Annotated in this window: 11 protein-coding genes and 1 tRNA gene; 3 read left to right on the forward strand and 9 right to left on the reverse strand. The window is 50.2% G+C overall.

All coding sequences use genetic code 11. From position 1 onward, the window contains the following. Positions 1-9 precede the first annotated feature (9 nt). From narH to Undi14_RS14600, 4 genes are all read right to left on the reverse strand, one after another. A complete protein-coding gene (narH, locus tag Undi14_RS14585) occupies positions 10-1,563 on the reverse strand; it encodes a nitrate reductase subunit beta (RefSeq protein WP_186898208.1) in 1,554 nt (517 codons plus the stop codon). Beyond that, positions 1,560-5,288 (reverse strand): nitrate reductase subunit alpha, encoded by a 3,729-nt coding sequence (locus Undi14_RS14590; protein ID WP_200181129.1) that lies wholly within the window; start codon positions 5,286-5,288, stop codon positions 1,560-1,562. Before Undi14_RS14590 ends, narH begins: the two co-directional genes overlap by 4 nt. A 279-nt stretch (positions 5,289-5,567) precedes the next feature. Next, positions 5,568-6,950: a NarK family nitrate/nitrite MFS transporter gene (locus tag Undi14_RS14595; protein ID WP_186885717.1), complete on the reverse strand. Its 1,383-nt coding sequence runs from the start codon at positions 6,948-6,950 to the stop codon at positions 5,568-5,570. Between the two features lie 59 nt (positions 6,951-7,009). Continuing rightward, on the reverse strand, positions 7,010-8,254 hold the full coding sequence (locus Undi14_RS14600) for a nitrate/nitrite transporter (RefSeq protein ID WP_200181131.1): 1,245 nt from the start codon (positions 8,252-8,254) through the stop codon (positions 7,010-7,012). A gap of 523 nt (positions 8,255-8,777) precedes the next feature. On the opposite strand from Undi14_RS14600, the gene Undi14_RS14605 reads away from it, so the two are divergent. The 3 genes from Undi14_RS14605 (at position 8,778) to Undi14_RS14615 (ending at position 13,888) form a co-directional block, all read left to right on the forward strand. Next, positions 8,778-10,883 (forward strand): TonB-dependent siderophore receptor, encoded by a 2,106-nt coding sequence (locus Undi14_RS14605; RefSeq protein ID WP_200181132.1) that lies wholly within the window; start codon positions 8,778-8,780, stop codon positions 10,881-10,883. 9 nt (positions 10,884-10,892) lie between these two features. Next, the gene (locus Undi14_RS14610) at positions 10,893-12,068 is read left to right on the forward strand and encodes a DUF1624 domain-containing protein (RefSeq protein WP_200181133.1); all 1,176 of its coding nucleotides are present in this window, start codon (positions 10,893-10,895) and stop codon (positions 12,066-12,068) included. Between the two features lie 152 nt (positions 12,069-12,220). Further along, positions 12,221-13,888 carry an acid phosphatase gene (locus Undi14_RS14615; protein ID WP_200181134.1) on the forward strand — a complete coding sequence of 556 codons (1,668 nt, stop codon included), beginning with the start codon at positions 12,221-12,223 and terminating at the stop codon, positions 13,886-13,888. Between the two features lie 264 nt (positions 13,889-14,152). Here Undi14_RS14615 and Undi14_RS14620 read toward each other — a convergent pair. The 5 genes from Undi14_RS14620 to Undi14_RS14640 form a co-directional block, all read right to left on the reverse strand. Beyond that, a tRNA-His gene (locus Undi14_RS14620) sits at positions 14,153-14,228 on the reverse strand. Between the two features lie 84 nt (positions 14,229-14,312). Further along, positions 14,313-14,828: a hypothetical protein gene (locus Undi14_RS14625; RefSeq protein WP_200181135.1), complete on the reverse strand. Its 516-nt coding sequence runs from the start codon at positions 14,826-14,828 to the stop codon at positions 14,313-14,315. 240 nt (positions 14,829-15,068) lie between these two features. Beyond that, the gene (locus tag Undi14_RS14630) at positions 15,069-15,521 is read right to left on the reverse strand and encodes a copper chaperone PCu(A)C (protein ID WP_200181136.1); all 453 of its coding nucleotides are present in this window, start codon (positions 15,519-15,521) and stop codon (positions 15,069-15,071) included. A 12-nt stretch (positions 15,522-15,533) separates the two neighbouring features. Continuing rightward, positions 15,534-16,571, reverse strand: coding sequence for a tRNA dihydrouridine(20/20a) synthase DusA (gene dusA, locus Undi14_RS14635; RefSeq protein WP_200181137.1), 1,038 nt, complete (start codon positions 16,569-16,571; stop codon positions 15,534-15,536). Positions 16,572-16,682: 111 nt separating this feature from the next. Further along, positions 16,683-20,813, reverse strand: coding sequence for a DEAD/DEAH box helicase (locus tag Undi14_RS14640; protein ID WP_200181139.1), 4,131 nt, complete (start codon positions 20,811-20,813; stop codon positions 16,683-16,685). Positions 20,814-20,853: the final 40 nt, after the last annotated feature.

The following is a 20,853-nucleotide window of genomic DNA, read 5'->3' on the forward strand; positions in this document are numbered from 1 at the left end:
TGATGGCTTTTATTCAACGCTGGACATTTTTTTGCGTGATTTCGGCATTTCGACAAAAATCACACTACCCTGCGGCTTCTTGCCGAACAAAGCACCATCGGAAACACCACCCGAGCAGCCGTTACCGAACGTAAATCCGCAACTGCCTTTTTCATTGAAGCTGTCTTCCACCATTTCCTTGTGCGATGAAGGAATCACGAAACGATCTTCGTAGTTCGCAATCGCCATGGTCTGATACATATCTTCAACCTGCGCTTCTGTTAAACCGACCTGCGCCAACACTGCGGTATCTTTCTGACCGTGCACCACTTCAGAACGTTTAAAAGCGCGCATCGCCAGCATACGATCCAAGGCTCTCAAGACCGGTTCTTCTTTACCGGCTGTCAGCAAATTCGCCAGATAACGCACAGGAATACGCAACGATTTCACATCAGGAATAATGCCGTTCATACCCATGTGACCTGCTTCTGCTGCCTTTTGAATCGGTGACAGAGGTGGTACATACCAGACCATAGGCAGCGTGCGGTATTCTGGATGCAGCGGGAACGCAATCTTCCATTCCATCGCCATCTTATAAACCGGCGATTTCTGTGCGGATTGAATCCAGCTTTCTGGAATGCCATGCTTACGCGCTTCGGCAATCACTTCAGGATCATGCGGATTCAGGAAGCAACCGAGTTGCGCCTCGTACAGATCTTTCTCATCCGGTACAGAAGCGGCTGCTTCTATCTTGTCAGCGTCATACAACAAGACGCCGAGATAACGGATACGACCTACGCAAGTTTCAGAACAGACAGTTGGCTGACCGGCTTCAATCCGTGGGTAGCAGAATGTGCACTTCTCTGCTTTACCGGAACTCCAGTTGTAATAAATCTTTTTGTAAGGGCAACCGGAGATACACATACGCCAGCCGCGGCACTTGTCCTGATCGACCAGGACGATACCGTCATCTTCACGTTTGTAGATAGAGCCAGATGGGCAAGATGCTACGCAAGCAGGATTCAGGCAGTGTTCGCACAGACGTGGCAGGTACATCATGAAAGTCGATTCGAAGGTGCTGTACATTTCTTTTTGTACGCCTTCGAATAACTGATCACGACTACGTGAGCTGAATTCGCCGCCTAAGTCGTCTTCCCAGTTTGGGCCCCAGACAATCTTGTCCATCTTTTTGCCAGTAATGACAGAGACAGGACGTGCAGTCGGTGGTGTCTGTGACAATGGCGCGTTTTGCAGGCGCTCATAGTCAAAGGTAAATGGCTCGTAGTAATCGTCAATCTGCGGCAGATTGGGATTCGCAAAAATGTTCGCCAAGATGCGCAGTTTACCGCCTTGTTTAGGCTCTAATTTGCCCGCGTCATTCCGATGCCAGCCGCCTTTCCATTTCGACTGATTTTCCCACTCTTTAGGATAGCCAATACCAGGCTTGGTTTCGACGTTATTAAACCAGGCATACTCAACGCCGTCGCGACTTGTCCAGACATTTTTACAGGTCACGGAACAGGTGTGGCAGCCGATACATTTATCCAGGTTCAGCACCATGCCAACTTGTGCGCGAATTTTCATGATGCAGACTCCTCTTCCAATTTACCCTCTAACCAATCTACTTTTCTCATCTTACGCAGAACCACAAATTCATCGCGGTTACTACCGACTGTGCCGTAATAGTTGAAGCCATATGCCAGCTGAGCATAGCCACCAATCATGTGGGTAGGTTTCAAGACCGCACGTGTCACCGAGTTATGAATACCGCCGCGCATACCGGACAATTCAGCACCCGGTGTGTTCACGATTTTTTCCTGAGCGTGATACATCAGACACATGCCTTTTGGCACTCGCTGACTGACCACCACACGCGCCGTCAGCGTACCGTTACTGTTGAATACCTCAACCCAGTCGTTATCCACCAGACCTGCTTCTTTTGCCTCGATCTCAGAGACCCAGACGTGCGGGCCGCCGCGACTCAAGGTCAGCATGCGCAAATTGTCTGAATACGTAGAGTGGATGCCCCATTTCTGATGCGGTGTAATCCAGTTCAGAACAATCTCTTTCTCACCGTTCGGATGTTTATTCAACATCGGCGCAACCGTCTTGGTATCGATCGCTGGTTTGTACACACAGAGGCCCTCACCGAAGTCCAGCATCCAGCGGTGATCCTGGTAGAATTGCTGGCGACCGGTCAGTGTGCGCCATGGGATCAGTTCATGCACGTTGGTATAACCGGCGTTGTAGCTGACTTCTTCCGATTCCAGACCAGACCAGGTCGGTGCCGAAATAATCTTACGTGGCTGTGCCTGTACATCGCGGAAGCGGATCTTGTCATGCTCACGGCCAACCGCCAGATGCGTATGATCGCGACCAGTGATTTTCGATAAAGCTTCCCAAGCTTTGACTGAGACATGGCCATTGGTTTCCGGTGCGAATGTCAAAATCATTTCGCAGGCGTCAATCGCTGTATCCAGACGCGGACGACCTTTCGATACGCCCTCTTCGGTCACCACTTTGGTGATGCCACCGATTTCGTGGACTTCGTGTTCGGTGTTCCAGTTAATCCCTTTACCGCCGTTACCAAGTTTGTCTAACAAAGGTCCAATCGACGTGAACTTTTTGTAGATCTCTTTGTAGTTACGTTCAACGACCACAAAGCTAGGCGCAGTCTTGCCAGGAATCAGGTCACACTCGCCTTTTTTCCAGTCTTTTGGCTCAAAGGCCTGACCAAGTTCGCCTGGTGTATCGTGCATCAAAGGTTGCAAGACGATGTCTTTGCGGGTACCCAGATAGTCACCACCGATTTCAGTGAATTTCTTCGCGATACCTTTGTAAATTTCCCAGTCGGTTTTGCTTTCCCACAAAGGTTGCACGGCTTCACTCAACGGATGAATGAAAGGATGCATATCAGAGGTATTCAGATCGTCTTTTTCATACCATGTTGCTGTCGGCAACACGATATCGCCGTACAAACAGGTCGTGCTCATGCGGAAATCCAGCACAGTCAGCAAATCCAGCTTGCCTTCGGCGGCTTTTTCACGATACTTAACCTCAGATGGCTTGACCGCTTCATCAGGATCATCAAACAGCGCATTCTGTGTACCAAGTAAATACTTCAGGAAATACTCATGGCCTTTGCCTGAACTACCGAGAATATTCGAGCGCCAGACAAACATATTGCGCGGGAAGTTTTTAGGATTATCCGGATCATCGCAGCTCATATTGACTGCGCCAGATTTCAAACTTTGCTTCAAATATTCTGCCGGCTCTACACCCGCTGCTGCCGCTGCATCGCACACATCAAGTGGATTGGTTTCTAATTGCGGGCAAGACGGCAACCAACCGAGACGCTCAGATTTCGCATTCAAATCGATCATGCTCATGTGGCTGACTTTGGACTTATCTGCCGTTGGTGCAAGAATTTCATCGATATGCAATTTCTCATGGCGCCACTGGCTAGTATGCGCATAGAAGAAGCTGGTGCCGTTCATCTGACGTGGAGGACGTGTCCAGTCAGACGCGAAGGCCAGCGGTGCCCAACCGAATTGTGGACGGAGTTTTTCTTGGCCGACATAATGCGCCCAACCACCGCCGGATTGACCGACGCAACCACACATCATCAGCATATTGATGATGCCGCGATAAATCATATCGTTGTGGTACCAGTGATTCAAAGCCGCGCCGACGATGACCATGCTCTTACCATGTGTTTCGTGGGCGTTTTGTGCAAATTCACGTGCGACCTGAATGACCAGTTCACGTTTAACGCTGGTATGTTTTTCCTGCCATGCCGGTGTGTAAGGCACGTCGTCATCGTAAGAATGAGCAACAGCGCCACCCAGCCCTTGATCTACACCGTAGTTTGCCATCGACAAGTCATACACGGTGGCGACTAAGATTTCTGTACCATCAGCTAAGCTTACTTTGCGTGCAGGCACATTACGCAGCACCATGTCATTCGCATCGGCACCACCGAAGTAGTTAAAGCCTACGCTGACGACTTCGTCATGCTTGGCAACCAGACTCAGTTGCGGATCGATCTCACGACCGGAACCACCATCTTTTGGTTCCAGATTCCAGTGGCCGACTTTTTCACCATTATTGACTTTACCTTCACCCCAGCGGTAACCGATAGAGCCGTTTGGTGAAACGATATCGCCGGTTTTCTCATCAATCGCAAGTGTTTTCCAATCGCCATTGTTTTCTTCGTTCAAACCACCTGGCAATTGTGATGCACGCAACATCTGATCTGGTACGAAACTGCCATTGCGCTCAACCAGACGTACCAGCATAGGCATGTCGGTATATTGTTTGACATAGCTGCGGAAATAATCAGACTTACCGCCAAGGTGGAATTCTTTCAGGATCACATGACCCATCGCCATTGCCAGCGCTGCATCCGTACCCTGCTTAGGTGCCATCCAGATGTCACCAAATTTCACCATCTCACCGAAGTCGGAAGACACAGCAACGGTCTTCGTACCTTTGTAACGCACTTCAGTATAGAAGTGGGCATCCGGTGTCCTTGTTTGCGGTACGTTAGAACCCCAGACCATCAGGTAAGTAGAGTTGTACCAGTCAGCAGATTCTGGCACGTCGGTTTGTTCGCCCCAGATTTGCGGACTTGCCGGCGGCAAATCGCAGTACCAGTCGTAGAAAGACAAGCATGCGCCACCAATCAAAGACAGATAGCGCGCACCAGCGGCGTAAGAAACCATGGACATCGCTGGAATCGGAGAAAAACCGACGACGCGATCAGGGCCGAATTTTTTGACAGTGAACGCATTCGCTGCTGCAATGATTTCCTGCGCGGTATCCCAGTCAGCGCGTACAAAGCCGCCAAGACCGCGAACCGATTTATAACGCTTAGCTTTGACCGGGTCCTGGCTGATGGATTCCCATGCCTGCACGGGTCCCATGGTCTTGCGTGCTTCTTGCCACATTTCCATCAGACGACCGCGGATCATCGGATATTTAACACGCTGGGCGGAATAGACATACCAGCTATACGAAGCGCCGCGAGGGCAACCGCGTGGCTCGTGGTTCGGCAAATCAGGACGGGTGCGCGGATAGTCTGTCTGCTGGGTTTCCCAGGTAATCAAGCCATTCTTGACATACACCTTCCAAGAACAGGAACCCGTACAGTTCACACCATGAGTGGAACGCACAATCTTGTCGTGCTGCCAGCGGCTGCGGTAAGCGTTTTCCCACTTACGATCCTCTTCAACTACAGCACCATGACCATCGGAGAAGGTGGACTTCACCCGCGACATGAACTTCAATCTATCCAGAAAATGACTCATCGTAACTCTCCATATCAGGTGGGCGATGTACCCACAAGTTTCTTTACTTGCATACTGAGAGTGTAGAGAGTCAGCGTTAGCACGCCCATTCTTCGGTGCGGTGTGTCAGCTCAAGCATTGGCACTAGGCTGACTACTCCTTTAGAACTAGTCGCTTTTTAAGAAAAATGATTTGTATCAACAGCACAAAAAAGACATCAGATTCAACCAATAAAAAAGCCTCTGATCGCTATCAGAGGCTTAATTTAAGGGCAATGTCTTACAAGAGACGACTACTGCATCAACATGGCATCTCTGCGCCCTTACGCGAGTAGTACCACCAGGTTACCGCCATACATGTGACATAGAATCCGATGAAGACATACAGAGCCATATCAGGTGCACCGGTCATCTTGATGGAAGTACCAAAACCCTGAGGAATAAAGAAGCCACCATACGCACCTATCGCACCGGAAAAACCCAGCACAGCGGCAGATTCTTTGGCCGCATCCAAACGCGCCTGCTTCAGAAGTGCATCTCCTTTGCCAGCAACCGCACGCTCTCTCTCGGTCTGGAAAATGATAGGAATCATGCAGAACGTAGAGCCATTACCGAGTCCGGTGAGAATAAACATCAGAATAAACGAGCCAAGAAACATCATGAACTGATGTGAATGCAAGGCTGGCAGAATACCCGTGGCAATCGTCAGTGCCATTGCAGCAAACACCCAGAACGTCAAACGGGCACCACCGATTTTATCTGAAATCATGCCGCCGACTGGACGCGCCAACGCACCAGCCAATGGCCCGAGGAACGCGAACTTGGCAACATCAATTTCTGGGAACTGCGCTTTGATCAGCATCGCAAAACCTGCAGAGAAGCCGATAAAAGAACCGAACGTACCGATGTAAAGAAAACACATCAGCCAGTTATGTTTGCGCTTGAAAATCACAGCCTGATCAGCAAATGACGCTTTCGCAGAGGCGATATCATTCATCCCAAACCAGGCAGCGATAGTCGCAGCGATAATCAGGGGAACCCAGACGAATCCTGCATTTCCCAGCCAATACATTTTATCGACGCCGGTTTTGGCATTGTGGAATAAAAATCCATCACCGGAAATCGCAACTCCAAACATCGCAGATGAAATCACCAACGGTGTCAGAAACTGCACCACAGACACGCCCAGATTACCGATACCTGCATTCATGCCGGTCGCATAACCTTTGCGTGATTTTGGGAAAAAGAAACTGATATTCGCCATACTGGAACTGAAATTACCACCACCCAATCCGCACAACAAAGCCAATACCAGCAGCGTTGAATAATTGGTGGTCGGATCTTGCAACGCAAAACCCATACCGATCGCGGGAATCAACAGACTTGCGGTCGAAATCGCAGTCCATTTGCGGCCACCAAACACCGGCACCAGGAATGAATAGAATATCCGCAAAGTCGCACCGGATAAAGCTGGCAGCGCAGTCAAAAAGAATAACTGATCTTTCGTGAATTTAAATCCTGCCTTATCCAGATTCGCCGCCACCACGCTCCACAACATCCAGACCGAGAACGCCAGCATCAGACTCGGAATCGAAATCCACAGGTTCCGGTTCGCAATTGCACTACCTTCTTTTTGCCAGAATTCCGGATTTTCCGGTTCCCAGCGTTTTAAAACATGGCTCATTATCTGCTCCTGATTTTCCAAAAAACATTCATTACATTGAGGCGTGTTCACACCGGAATTTATGCAGGTAACGATGCCTGTGCCGCCAGCATGCCTTCACGGCGGAACTGGAAGTGCATCCAAACCAGAGAAACACATACGGTGCCGTACAACAGCATGAAACACGAGCTGCGGATACCCGTCACATCAACAATCGCGCCAAACATGATTGGCAAAATAAATCCACCCAGACCACCGGCCAGACCAACTACACCCGATACCGCACCGATGTTGCTGCTGTAATCATCCGAAATAAACTTGAATACCGATGCTTTACCTACCGCCATCGCGATGCCGACTACAAATAAAATCATCGTGAACAGCACTGGAGTCAGACCAATATGAAATGTCTGCATGCCATTGATTGTTTTGATCGTGAAATCAGTCTGTGGGTAGGACAACAAAAAGAACGCTACCCAGCAAACCCACATCACCCACCAGGTCACTTTATAAGCGCCGTATTTATCCGAAAGCCAGCCACCGAAAGCGCGCAACACACCGCCAGGCAAAGAAAAACAGGCTGCCAGCAAGGCTGCACTCTTGATGTCAAAACCATATTCGGTGACGTAATATTTGACCATCCACAAACTCAGACCAACGTAGCCGCCAAACACCACCGAGTAATACTGGCAATAACGCCAGACTTTGGGATCTTTCAACATTTTGAGCTGCGCCATAAAGCTGACACTGGATTTCACGTTATGGCTGGGATTTGTCGCGGAGAAAACCCAGAAAATCAGTGCTGCAGCCAACATCATGCCCGCGTAAACTTTTGGAACCAGAGTCCAGCCAGCTGCGGCAATCAGAACAGGAGCAATAAATTTATTGACGGCAGCACCCGAATTGCCGGCACCGAATATCCCCATTGCCAGCCCCTGGCGATCTTTTTTGAACCAGCGCGCAACATACGGTGTGCCGACCGAAAAAGAACCGCCAGCCAGACCGACAAACAAACCCAGCACGAGAAAATGCCAGTAAGCCGTTGCGTAACTGATCAGGTAAATCGGAATGACCGTTGACAACATCAAGAGGAACAACACGATACGACCACCGAAACGATCAGTCCAGATTCCCAACGGCACCCGTATCAATGAGCCAGTCAGAACTGGCATGGCAGTCAATAAGCCAAATTCGGTCTCATTTAAATGCAAGGCAGTTTTGATCGGAATACCGATCACACCAAACATCATCCAGATCGTAAAACACACAGTAAACGCCAAAGTACTGGAAGCCAGTACTGAATAGGCTTTGCCTTCATTCGCCATGACAGCTCCTTTTGCTTTTTTAGGTGATATAAGCTTAAGGAGTGTGGGGTTATTTAGAAATTCCCCTGACGGTAGTCAATCTGACTGCAAAAGGATGGGGTCACTGGCTGAAAGAACTAGACCGGCCTAGGTCGTTTCGTCAAAGTTGAAGATAACGGCAACTGGATTGGTAATTTCAACAATGAAACAACAGGACTTTTTTTGCATGCTCAGTCGATTTTCCGACGTTCTCGGATTGTGTACCTCGTTCTGAGACTGCTATCCGGCCGTCAGCAGAGCACTATTCAGAAAAGTTACATCTAAAAATTATTTGCAACTATGTTGCAAATTAAAAAAAACTCATTTATTCTTCCGCGAAATGCAATTCTGTTGCAAATACTTTTGCAACAGAACTAAATTTGTGTTTACCCCCTTAGAAAACCCAAGTTCGCCACGGTACGACGCCCCCAAACCAACTACAGGTGAGGTCTTCGTCAACTCCGTCAGCGAGTCCACTTTTTCAGAACACCAAAAGGATCACTACATGTCTCACAAGTTTGCTGCGCACCTGAGTCTGCTCGCTGCAGCTATTTTCCCTGTAATAAGTAAAGCGGCCGAAGACAGTTCGCCGGAAACGATGAGTGACGTCGTCATCCGTGCGAACCGACAAAACTACCGCAGCATCTCAGCCACCGGTGCCACCAAGACCGATGCCTTGCTGGTGGACTTGCCACAAAGCGTGCGGGTGCTGACGGCAGATTTACTCAAGGATAATGGCGTCACCAGCCTGAATAATGCGCTGGATCTGACCAGTGGCATTGCCCGCCAAAGCAATCTGGGTGGGCTGTGGGACAGCTATGCTATGCGCGGTTTTACCGGCGATCCTAACTTTGGTTCTGACTATATGGTCAACGGGTTCAGCTCCAGCCGCGGCTACAATGGCTTGCGCGATACGGCTAATACCCAATCCATCGAAGTCTTAAAAGGCCCGTCGTCAGCACTGTATGGTCGTGGCGAACCTGGTGGCACGGTCAATATCATGACAAAAAAACCGCGTTTTCAACCTGAATACGATGTCGACTTCACGCTCGCCAGTCATCAGACTTATCGTGTGGCCGCCGATCTGACAGGGCCGGTCAGTGAAAATATTGCCTATCGCATCAATGCAGCAGCAGAACAAGGCGACAGCTATCGCGACACCATCAGCAGCAAACGCAGTTTCATTTCACCTTCGCTGATCTGGCTGATCGGCGAACGAACCACGCTGTCGTATGAACTGGAAGCCAGCGAACAAAAGACACCGTTTGATCGTGGTGTACTGGCCGTCAATGGCGAACTGGGTCTGATACCGAACTCGCGCTTTCTGGGTGAACCAGGCGATGGCCCGGTCACCGTAAAATCACTGGGGCACCAGGTATTTGTACAGCATGAATTCAACCAGCAATGGTCTCTGCAAAGTGGCTTGTCCTATCGCGACAGTGAGTTGCGCGGTTTTTCCACCGAAGCAAATAACCTGCTGGCGGATGGGCGCACACTACGCCGTCAGCGTCGCTACCGTGATTTTTCTGCGACCGACAAATCTGCCCGTATTGAGTTGGTCGGCAAGTTTGAGACGGCAGCGATCAAACATCATGTGCTGCTAGGTATTGATGCATATCAGTTTGATGATAGCCGCGTACAGTTACGCCGCAATCCATCAGCGTCGAATCCGTATGCAATCGACATTTACAATCCGGTGTATGGCAAGGCTGCCGACCCACTGACCTTATCCATCAATACCCGGGAAAATCAAAGAGCGCGCGGACTTTATCTGCAAGACCAGTTAGACCTTTCATCTCAGTGGAAGGCGCTATTAGGCATACGCAGCGATCATTACGATCAAACACTGAGCAATTATCGCGCCGCAATTGCTACCAGCCAGTCGCTGAGTGCCAACAGCCCGCGTGCAGGTCTGGTGTATCAACCTATTGCTGGCGTATCGCTGTACGCCAATATAGCCAAAGGTTTCCGTCCGAATAGCGGCATCAGCATCAATAACACCCCATTCCCGGCAGAAGAAAGTCGCTCTTACGAAGTGGGTATCAAGTTCGATACCCCGGATAATAAAACCAGCGCCACTATCGCGCTATACAACATCAAAAAAACCAATGTACTGACTACGAATCCGGCTAACACCGATTTCTCTATCGCCGCTGGCGAAGTCGGCAGCAAAGGACTGGAACTGGATATGGCTGGCGACATCGCCACCAATCTGCGTCTGTCCGCCGCGTATGCATATACCGACGCCACCGTTACCAAGGGGGATAACACGATTATCACCGGCAGCCGTTTTCCGAATGTCGCTAAACATAGCGCCAATCTGGTTATCAACCAGCTGTTTAATCTAGGTACTGCTAAAGCTAGTCTTGGCGCAGGTATTAATTATGTCGGAGAGCGCCTCGGCGATGTCGCAGTTTCGTCTGATTTCACGCTGCCAGCCTATACCACCGTGAAATTAATGTCGTCCTACAACCCCGACAAAACGACGCGCTTGTCGTTGAATGTCGATAACCTATTCAATAAGCGCTATTACGCCAGCTCGTACAGCCAATTGTGGGTTGCACCGGGAACGGAACGCAGCATTCGCCTGAATCTGCATCATAAGTTCTGACCTGCTGCCATGTCCAAGATAAACGCGTTCGACACGACAAGTCAGGCACCATCACGCACACGCATCAACAGCATTGATGCCATGCGTGGCATCGTCATGGTGCTGATGATGTTTGACCATGTGCGGGAAACTTTTTTTCTGCATCAGCAAGTCAGCGATCCTATGGATGTCAGCCAGACGCCACCAGACTTATTTTTCACAAGACTGGCAGCACATCTGTGTGCACCCGTGTTTGTCTTTCTGACCGGTCTGTCTGCCTTTCTGTATGCTAATCCTGCTTCCGGTCCGCGCGATGCCAGCGGCTTTCTGATCAAGCGAGGTTTGCTGCTGATCGCGCTGGAACTGGTAGTCGTCAATTTTGCGTGGTCAGGCACATTTCCGCCACCGGTTATTTATCTGCAAGTCATCTGGGTAATCGGGCTAAGCATGATTGTCCTGGGTATGCTGCATCAATTGCCACTGTGGGTGCTTGCCGTGACAGGCATACTGATCGTCGGTGGACATAATGCGCTAGACACAGTGAGCGTTCCGCCTGGCGGCATAATGCATGCACTGTGGACCCTACTGCTACATCGAGGCTATCTGATTAACGATGCCGCTATTAAACTGAAGGTCAGCTATCCCTTGCTGCCATGGATAGGAATTATTCTGCTCGGCTACGTCGCTGGTCGCCTGTACGCCTCCAACTTCACACCTCTACGCCGACAGCGCCTTTTATTGCAGATGGGATGCGTCAGCCTGTGTTTGTTTATGCTACTGCGCAGCATCAACCTCTATGGCGAAACGCTCCAGTGGGAATCGTATGACAATGCGCTGCTCACCGTGATGTCTTTTCTCAATCTGACCAAATACCCTCCATCTCTGGATTTTGCTTTACTGACGCTGGGAATAACTATGTGCTGTCTGCATGCGCTAGAAAAGTATCCGGGCAAGTATGCCAATATCGCCAGCGTCTTTGGCGGAGCGCCGATGTTTTATTATCTGCTGCATCTGTATATCTTGCTGCTCTTGCAAAACGTACTCTCCGCAATAGCAGGAGCAAATTTCGGTAAGAGATTTGATGTGGAATACGTCTGGCAGATCTGGCTCATCTCTGTCGCACTGATTCCTGTTTTGTACTTTCCCTGTCGCGCTTTTGCTCGTTACAAGCGGCACAGTCAGCAAGCGTGGGTCAGATATTTTTAAATAACCGATCAGGATGGCACGCTATGGATAAATTGAGAGTTGTACTATAGCCACCGGAAATACAATACACGTCGGCCAATATCAGACATGCCATTCATAATTTATTGACTGATACAACATATTCTTTCAACACTCCTTGTACAGGAACTGAAATGCAAAAAGAAACCCACGAACACGAAATCAGCAACAGCGATTCCCCCGAAATACCATCTCGCCGCCGTCTATTGCAAGGCGCAGCACTTGCCGGTATGACTGCCACTATTCCGATGAGCAGCGCAGCGCTCAATCAAAAAACAGCGCCAGTGACAAAGGGATCATTGGATGCGAAGTTAAAATCACACATTAAAAATGTCGTCGTGATTTATCTGGAAAACCGCAGCTTCAACAACCTTTTTGGCGACTTCCCCGGCGTCAGCCAGCCGCGTTCTCAAGTCACAGCCGATCAGTACCGGCAAATAGACAGGGATGGTTCTGTCTTGCCACATTTACCCCCGATCTGGGGCGGCATCGTTCCTCGCGCACAATATGTCAGCGGTAAAAATTATTCCATTGCAGAAGATAAAATCACAGGTCTCAGCAATGCCCCGTTTGCACTAAAAGATGCAGAAGGCTTACCGCTTCCTGAATCTGTCATCACGCGGGATTTATGGCATCTGTTTTATCAGAATCAAATGCAAATCAATGGTGGAAAAAATGACGCATTTGTCGCATGGGCAGATTCCGGCGCACTCCCTATGGGCTACTACGGCGAAGCGAGTAAAAATCTGGGGCTGTGGCAAATTGCGCAGCAATATACACTCTGTGATAACTTCTTTATGGCAGCTTTTGGCGGCTCCTATCTGAACCACCAGTTCCTTATCTCAGCACGCACACCAGAATATTTCAATGCAAAAGATACGCCTGCAAAGAAAAAAATCGCTGTGACTGAAGATGGCCCAACAGGCAGCAGGCTGGCGATAAGTGCAGAATCACCGACATCCGCAATCAGCGGGAAACCTCACTTTATTAATAACGGAGCAATTACACCGGATGGCTACGCAGTCAACACGATGGCACCAGCCTATCAACCCAGCTATATCAAACCCGCCCCCGACGGCGACAGTCAGATGGCTGACCCCGCTGATCCAAGCACACTGCCACCGCAGAATTTCGACACGATAGGCGATTTACTCTCCCGCAAAGGCATCAGTTGGGCATGGTATGGTGGCGCATGGCAGGCAGCGATCGACTATAAAGGTGGCGGAGAAAAACCGAATTTCCAATACCATCATCAGCCTTTTAATTATTTCAAACAATTCGCCCCCGGAACAAAAGCCCGTAACGACCATCTGCGCGATGGAGGAACCGGCGACAGTCCATTTTCAAATAAATTTTTAGCGGATGTCGCTGCCGGGAAATTACCTGCTGTCAGCTTTTACAAACCACAGGGCAATTTGAATTTACATGCGGGTTATTCCGATGTGGAATCAGGAGATCAGCACGTCACCAATGTCATTGCCCACCTGAAAAACAGCCCGCAGTGGAACAACATGCTGGTTATCATCACCTTTGATGAAAACGGCGGCTGGTGGGATCATGTCGCACCTCCGAAAGGCGACCGCTGGGGACCTGGTTCACGTATTCCGGCCATCATCGTGTCACCATTTGCAAAAAAAGGACATGTCGATCACAGCTTCTATGACACCACATCGATTTTGCGATTCATCACCCGCCTGCATGATTTACCTTTGCTGGAGGGTATACAAGCAAGAAATTCTGCATTCAAGGAGCGCCACGCATTGCCGCCGGGTGACCTGACAGCCGCACTTAGTTTCGTCTAATCCGTAACAGTCAGGATCCGGTTTGTCACACGCGACACCGGATCTGATCTGACAAGCAGACATCTCCAGAAATTATCACAACAAAGGGATGTAAATCCGGTCAGTGCATGCAAACCCAAGCACGACGCATAAAAACTACGACCGAAGAAAAGAGAAAAAAGCCATCGCAACTGAGTAGCCGTTGGAAAATTTGTTTTTTCGTTGGAAAATAGAAAAACGGCTTACAAAGAAAACTCTGTAAGCCGTTGATTTCATTAAATTCTGTGGGGTGGACGATGGGGCTCGAACCCACGACAACAGGAATCACAATCCTGGACTCTACCAACTGAGCTACGACCACCACTGAATTTCACCTGAATATTGCCCCAAGTGAGCTATGCATTATATAAGGATTTCGTCCCCATAGCAATACTTTCTCAAGCAATCAGGCCATTAAACTGAGGAACGCGGTTACTGGGTGTTGCTCATGCTGACGTGAGACCTTAGGCCAACTCAGCAATGTCATCCCCTGTGATTCTTTACTCAGTCGGTCAGATGGCTGGTGACGACTCATTACCTGCGTCGATAAAAAGCCATGCAACAACTGACGTTGATGTTGGCTCAGTGTTTCATAAAACACCAGGCACAAATCACGCATGCGGATATTTTCTGTCGCGCCGGACTGCTCTTCCCGTTCAAGCTGGGAAAACAATTCAGGTAAGGCAAATGCGTTTTTCTGTAACGATTCCCGTTGTGCTGATTGCCATTGCTCACGCCGCGCTGCACGTTGCCGCAGCATACCGCGCAAGGTGCTTGCGGTTTCGCGCCAGAATGCACTTTGTTCCGGGGTCAGCGCCAGTACGTGATGTACATCGTCCGCACGCGATAGCAAATGTTCTATACGGATTTGATCGAAAGGAATACGACTCAGAATGGCAGGTTCTGATATAGCGACTGCCATATCAATGGCAAGAGCATTTCTTTTGGAGGATGAGATTCGTCGCATAAAATCTGTCTAGTCAAAATGAGTTTGAATAAAAAATGCCTACGTAAGTCCTACGTAGGCATAAACTCACAATCCAGTGAGAAGAGGAGCGTGCGTTGAAACAGCCGACAATATAACTGCGCCAACCCGCATCACCGGAAGCTATTACAAATTTTTACTCGCCATAGAAAAGCGTCACAATTTGGGTCATGAAACTTACATTTTGTGTTCCATCGTTGTCAGACTTTTGACGGTCGCTTTCACATCCACTGTTTCCTGTTTTTTATTTTCATCTTCGAAAATTAATTTCAGTGTCACAGCATCACCAGCTTTTGCCTGCGCTTTCAAGTCCATCAACATGACATGATAACCACCGGGCTTGAGCTCGACATTTTTTCCGGCCGGCACATCCAGTTGAGGAATCGCACGCATTTTCATGACGTTATTGTCCATCTTCATTTCATGCACTTCCACCAGACCGGCTGCCGCCGACTGCACTTCGATCAGGCGCACATTTTTTGTACTTTGAATCTGCATAAACGCACCAGTCGCTTTTTGTTGTGGCACGGTAGCTCTGACCCACGCATCCTTCACCACAATTTCAGCTTGTGCGGCCAAAGTAACGGTGGCGATGGAAGCAACGATGATGGATTTGATAAACATGTTCATAAGGCCCTCTGATTATTGAGAAGATACTTCCAGACTGCGATCATACGCAGTCACTGTTTGCATGCGTTCAAAAGCTTCAAGCAAGATGTCAGGATTACCGGAAGCCAGTTTTTTACTATCGGATAAGGTTTGCCGGAAAGCGCGGGCACCAACAAGTCCCATCATCAATCCCAGCATGTGGCGTATCACGCTGTTGAGGCGCAAACCCTTGCCACCATTGCCATACAATTCTAACTGACGATGAATATACGGAATCATCGCATGCAGAATTTCTTCACGGGTTTTGACCGGAGTCATATCATCGTAAAAGAGCGCATCAAAGTCTGCCATAAAATACGGATTGTGATACGCCTCGCGCCCTATCATCACACCATCGACATGCTGCAAATGCTGCTGCATTTCCGCCGTCGTTTTAATCCCGCCATTCAGAATAATTTCCAACTCAGGAAACTCTCGCTTCAAGCGGTAGGCATAATCATATTTCAGTGGTGGAATCTCACGGTTTTCACGCGGCGACAAGCCTTTAAGGATCGCAGTTCGCGCATGCACGATAAAGGTCTTGCAACCGGCATCAGCCACCTGCCCGACAAAATCCCGCATGAATTCATAGGAATCCACATCATTGATGCCGATACGATGCTTGACCGTGACATCAATGGAGACCGCATCTTTCATCGCTTTCACGCAATCTGCGACCAATAATGGCTCTGCCATCAGACAAGCGCCGAAAGCGCCTTTCTGCACGCGCTCAGACGGGCAACCGCAATTCAGATTGATTTCATCATATCCCCACTCTTCGCCCAGTTTGGCGCAATGTGCAAGATCAGCGGGCTCGCTGCCGCCAAGCTGCAACGCCACCGGATGTTCGCCGGGATTAAATTCCAGATGACGTTGCAGATCACCATGAAACAGCGATCCGGTCGTCACCATCTCAGTGTACAGCCAGGTATGGCGGGTGATATGGCGATGAAACTGACGGCAATGGCGGTCACTCCAATCTAGCATCGGAGCCACGGAGACGCGGCGAGGCGGTAAAACTTTAGTAGTCACAATAAATACAATACGGCGTTAAGCAAACCGCTATTGTACCTCGCTACCTTGCTGACTCACTGCCACGTTGTGCTGGTCAGCGGGTCGCTCACCAGCTCGAACATCAAGGCATCAGACATTTTCCTTCAGCAAGCGCAGTAATGCCGCTGTGTCCAGTCGAGCAGCAACATCCCCCTCGTCCAGCAGACTGTCTGCCAGATCACGTTTTTCCGCATGCAAGGCGATAATTTTTTCTTCTATCGTGTTTTGTGTTACCAGACGATAAATCGTGACCGGTCTTTGTTGTCCCATGCGATGCGCGCGATCAGAGGCCTGATCCTCTACCGCCGGATTCCACCACGGATCGAGATGAATCACATAATCGGCGGCGGTCAGATTCAACCCTGTACCGCCCGCCTTCAGGCTGATCAGGAATACATCACCGCCACCCGCTTGAAATGCGTCAACGCGCTTTTTGCGCTCGATTGCAGGCGTGCTGCCATCAAGATACTGATAACGTATGCCTTTTTTATCGAGACTCTCGCGTACGATCGCCAGATGATCAACAAACTGGCTGAACACCAGCGCCTTGTGGCGGTTGTCCAGCAACTCATCGATGGTTTCTTCGAAGACTGCCAGCTTACTGCCGCTGATCGTGGAATTTTTTAATACCAGTTGCGGGTGGCAGCAAAAACGGCGCAATTTAGTAATCTCTGCCAGCACTTTCAGCGATTGCCCTTCTTCCGCACTGAGCGACGCAATTTTATCCATCGCTTCCTGACGCAAAGCTTCGTACAAATGGCGCTCTTCATCACTCAGCTCGACTTGCAAGGTGATCTCGGTACGTGGTGGTAACTCTGTCAGCACCTGGGTTTTGGTACGCCGTAAAATGAACGGCTGTATCAGCTTTTTCAGATGCTGACGTGCAGGCTTATCACCGCGCTCAATCGGCGTACTGAATTTATCGGTAAAACGCTCTTTAGAACCGAGCAAGCCGGGATTAATAAACCGGAACAGATTCCACAACTCACCCAGATGATTTTCTACCGGCGTGCCGCTGGCGATCATTTTAAAATCTGCCGTTAATGCCATCGCCGCCTGACTGCGCTTGGTTGCGGAATTTTTGATGACTTGCGCTTCATCCAGTACCACGCTGTGCCAATGTTGCGCAGCGAATGCCTCCGCATCCGACTGCAACATGCCGTAACTGGCAATGACCAGATCGAAAGGCCCGAGATCCGCCAGTGAACGATGGCTGTGATACGCACGCACCTTCAGCGTCGGCGCAAAGCGCATGACTTCGGACTGCCAGTTCATCGCCACCGAAATCGGTGCCACCACCAGCGCAGGCCCATCCGGCGCTCTGTCCAGCAACAGCGCCAGCGTCTGTACCGTTTTCCCCAACCCCATATCGTCCGCCAGACAAGCGCCGACACCCCAGTGCGCGAGTCGCGCGAGCCACTGATAACCGGCCAGCTGATAATCACGTAATTCCGCCTGCAGCGTAGAAGGAACCTGCGGGTAAAAATCGGCCAGCGCATCGAGCTTACTTACCTGCTCACGCCACGCCGCATCGACTTCTATTTCGCCAGCTTCCGCAGCCAGTTCTGCCAGCGCAGGTGCCGCCAGCGCATTCAGACGTATACCATCAGCACCACCGGGTTCGCCCAGCGCGCGCAATTCATCGAGTCGTTTGCGAAAGCTGTCGGTCAATGCCAGATAATCATTCTCACCTAATTGCAAAAAGCGGCCGCGCGCTGATCCTGCCATTTGCAGCAATTCACGCAGCGCCAGCACCCGCCCGTCATCCAGCGACAACTCACCGCCAGCGACAAACCACTCTCCTTGCTTTTTGATCGTCAGGCGTAAATTCTGCAACGAACGGCTTCCTCGCAGACGGAAACGTTCGCCCTCAGGCCAGACCAGTTGTAGTCTATCGACTGGAACCGCGCGCAATTGCTCCAGCAATTCCAGACATTGTTCAGGATGCTGCAACTGCCATTCCTGCCCGCTTTCTTCAGCATTCGCCAGCGCAGGGCACGCATCGAGCACGAATTGCATCAGAGCTTTTTCCTTTGGCAGATCGCGACTCGCCTGCACCGGCACACCGGCCTGCTCGCCAAGCACGTTGGCCGCGCCTTTGCCCGGTTGAAACCAACCGCCGTCACCCAGAGGCCGCATCAGCAGTTGCACGCGCAAGCCTTCTTGTAAGGGCAGCAAATGCGCAAACATGGTCTGGTCTGCCGCCAGCGTCGCGATATGCGCAGCCAGCTCAGGCAAATCGGAATGAATAGACAGATGCGGCGCAATCGCGGCAATCACATCGACTAACTGCGCCTTGGCAGTCACAGGCACGGTCAGGCCGCGGCCAAGGATGCCGGTGATTTGTTTAATTTCCGGACTCGATGTGTACACGGCCAGACGGGTTGGCGTTTCTTTTTTCCACACCACGCTCGCATCGGCGCTGATGAATGGTTCCAGTTGCAAACTGATCTGGTCGCCATTCTCTTTCAGTTGCAATGCGATATCGCCTTTAACGACATCAATGCGTACATCCGGTGCATCAGACCAGTACACGGCAGGATGCGCAACCAGAAACGGCAGCGCTTTATCGATATTGATTTCAAATTCACTGCCACCGTAATAGCTGTCCGATGCGCGGCGTATGCAGGCAGCAATCTGCTTATCCTGCTCAGAAAGATAAGGCAAACTATCCAGCTCTTGTACCAGCCGCCGCAATGCGACCGGCCGCCCTTTACTCCAGACACCTTTGGCGCTGCGTTTTTGCTCGCGCGGCTCAGCTTTCAGCTCCTGAAAATGAAATTCGAGCAACCATGCGAGACGCATTTCTTCTTCTTTTTTTGCGGCGGCAACAGTGCTGGCAGGCTTGAGTTGCGACAACGCATTCAATGCCCTCTTCCATCCTTCTTCCCGCTGTAAAGCGAGTAACAAGGGCTGGATATTTTTCTGGCGATGCCATTCGGGGAATTGTGGCACTTCTTTAAACTGATGCGCCAACAACACATCCAGCTCCGCAGCAACCCACTGATAGCCGAAGCGGATCATGGTCTCACGCATTTCCAGCAACTTTGCATGCAGGCGCGGATGAGGTGGTGCGTCTTGCCAGTACGCGCAGATTGCCTCAAACAAGGCGTCGATATCATGTGCAGTACGAACATTAAAATGCGATACCGGCAACACTATTCCTTGCGCCATGTGATTCGTCAGCGGCTGTAAAACGTAGTAGCTGAACGCATGTCGCTGTTTCACACCCTCATCCACCTGCGCTTTCGCCAGTTGCAAACTGCTGGTCTCATTCTTTGCCAGCATCGCAACTGTACTCAGCAGCCCAAGTAAATCGGGAATAAAAATTTTCCGCTTACCGCTGCTGACTTTTTGCATCTGCGCATGGGTTTGCGCCAGCCCCACTGCGATAGTCATTTTGTTTTGCAAAACCGCCATCGCAATCAGAATTTCACCCTGAAATTGCGGCGGTAACTGACGCTGCAACTGTGCGAGACGGTCGAAGTCCCCGCGCAATAAGGCTTGCCACGCGACGAGTCCCATCAATTGCGGCCAGCTATTCGATTCCTGATCCATCTGCTGACAAGCGTAGTCATACGCCAGCCGGCAATCGAGTAACTCCCAGTTGGCTTTCACAAAAATATCCGTCAGCACCATGCCCTGATCAATCGGCCGGAGTTGCGAAAATAAGCGGATACCATCCTCATGCTGGAAAAATTCTGCGCCAGGAATAAGCGCATGATCGTTTTTCACACTGAGGAATTTTTCACGCCATAACAAGGCCTCATCAGTTCTGCCGAGCAGCACCGAAAACAGCATTTCACGGCTGTAAAATTCGGCATCGTAGGATTTCCAGTGCTGATATTCGCCGTGCTTTTTCAATAAATCACGAATCTGGCTGATCCACAATTTCATGCCGCCGGTCTGCTGCAAACGCAGCAATACGGGCATGCGCCAGTCATCACGCAAGATATAACCCAAGCCGATTTCCTGCCGCAAAACCTGACGCTTGCACAAATCCAGCATCAGATCTTTGAGCAGCTTCGCATCGTAGGGATTACCCATCAGGGTTTTCGCGCCGCGTAGCTGCATTAACTCCAGCGCTTTGGTCTGACTCAGCGGCGCAGTATATAAAGCCGTGGCATATACGATGGGCAGTTCATCATCAGTGAGGCGGTCAAACAAATCCATAGAGAAGTCAATGAGCTGAAATGAAGGGTAAGAAAAATTTGCAGACATGCGCGGCATCTTTGTTTTATCACGTTTCCAATGGAAGATC

Source organism: Undibacterium sp. 14-3-2, assembly GCF_016595265.1.
Taxonomy (GTDB): domain Bacteria; phylum Pseudomonadota; class Gammaproteobacteria; order Burkholderiales; family Burkholderiaceae_D; genus Undibacterium; species Undibacterium aquatile.

Bases quoted from the DNA above. Each gene is read 5' to 3' on its own strand.
- Undi14_RS14590 (WP_200181129.1), bottom strand. From the start codon at position 5,288: ATGAGTCATTTTCTGGATAGATTGAAGTTCATGTCGCGGGTGAAGTCC.
- Undi14_RS14625 (WP_200181135.1), bottom strand. From the start codon at position 14,828: ATGGCAGTCGCTATATCAGAACCTGCCATTCTGAGTCGTATTCCTTTC.
- Undi14_RS14600 (WP_200181131.1), bottom strand. From the start codon at position 8,254: ATGGCGAATGAAGGCAAAGCCTATTCAGTACTGGCTTCCAGTACTTTG.
- Undi14_RS14595 (WP_186885717.1), bottom strand. From the start codon at position 6,950: ATGAGCCATGTTTTAAAACGCTGGGAACCGGAAAATCCGGAATTCTGG.
- Undi14_RS14605 (WP_200181132.1), top strand. From the start codon at position 8,778: ATGTCTCACAAGTTTGCTGCGCACCTGAGTCTGCTCGCTGCAGCTATT.
- Undi14_RS14615 (WP_200181134.1), top strand. From the start codon at position 12,221: ATGCAAAAAGAAACCCACGAACACGAAATCAGCAACAGCGATTCCCCC.
- Undi14_RS14630 (WP_200181136.1), bottom strand. From the start codon at position 15,521: ATGAACATGTTTATCAAATCCATCATCGTTGCTTCCATCGCCACCGTT.
- narH (WP_186898208.1), bottom strand. From the start codon at position 1,563: ATGAAAATTCGCGCACAAGTTGGCATGGTGCTGAACCTGGATAAATGT.
- Undi14_RS14640 (WP_200181139.1), bottom strand. From the start codon at position 20,813: ATGTCTGCAAATTTTTCTTACCCTTCATTTCAGCTCATTGACTTCTCT.
- Undi14_RS14610 (WP_200181133.1), top strand. From the start codon at position 10,893: ATGTCCAAGATAAACGCGTTCGACACGACAAGTCAGGCACCATCACGC.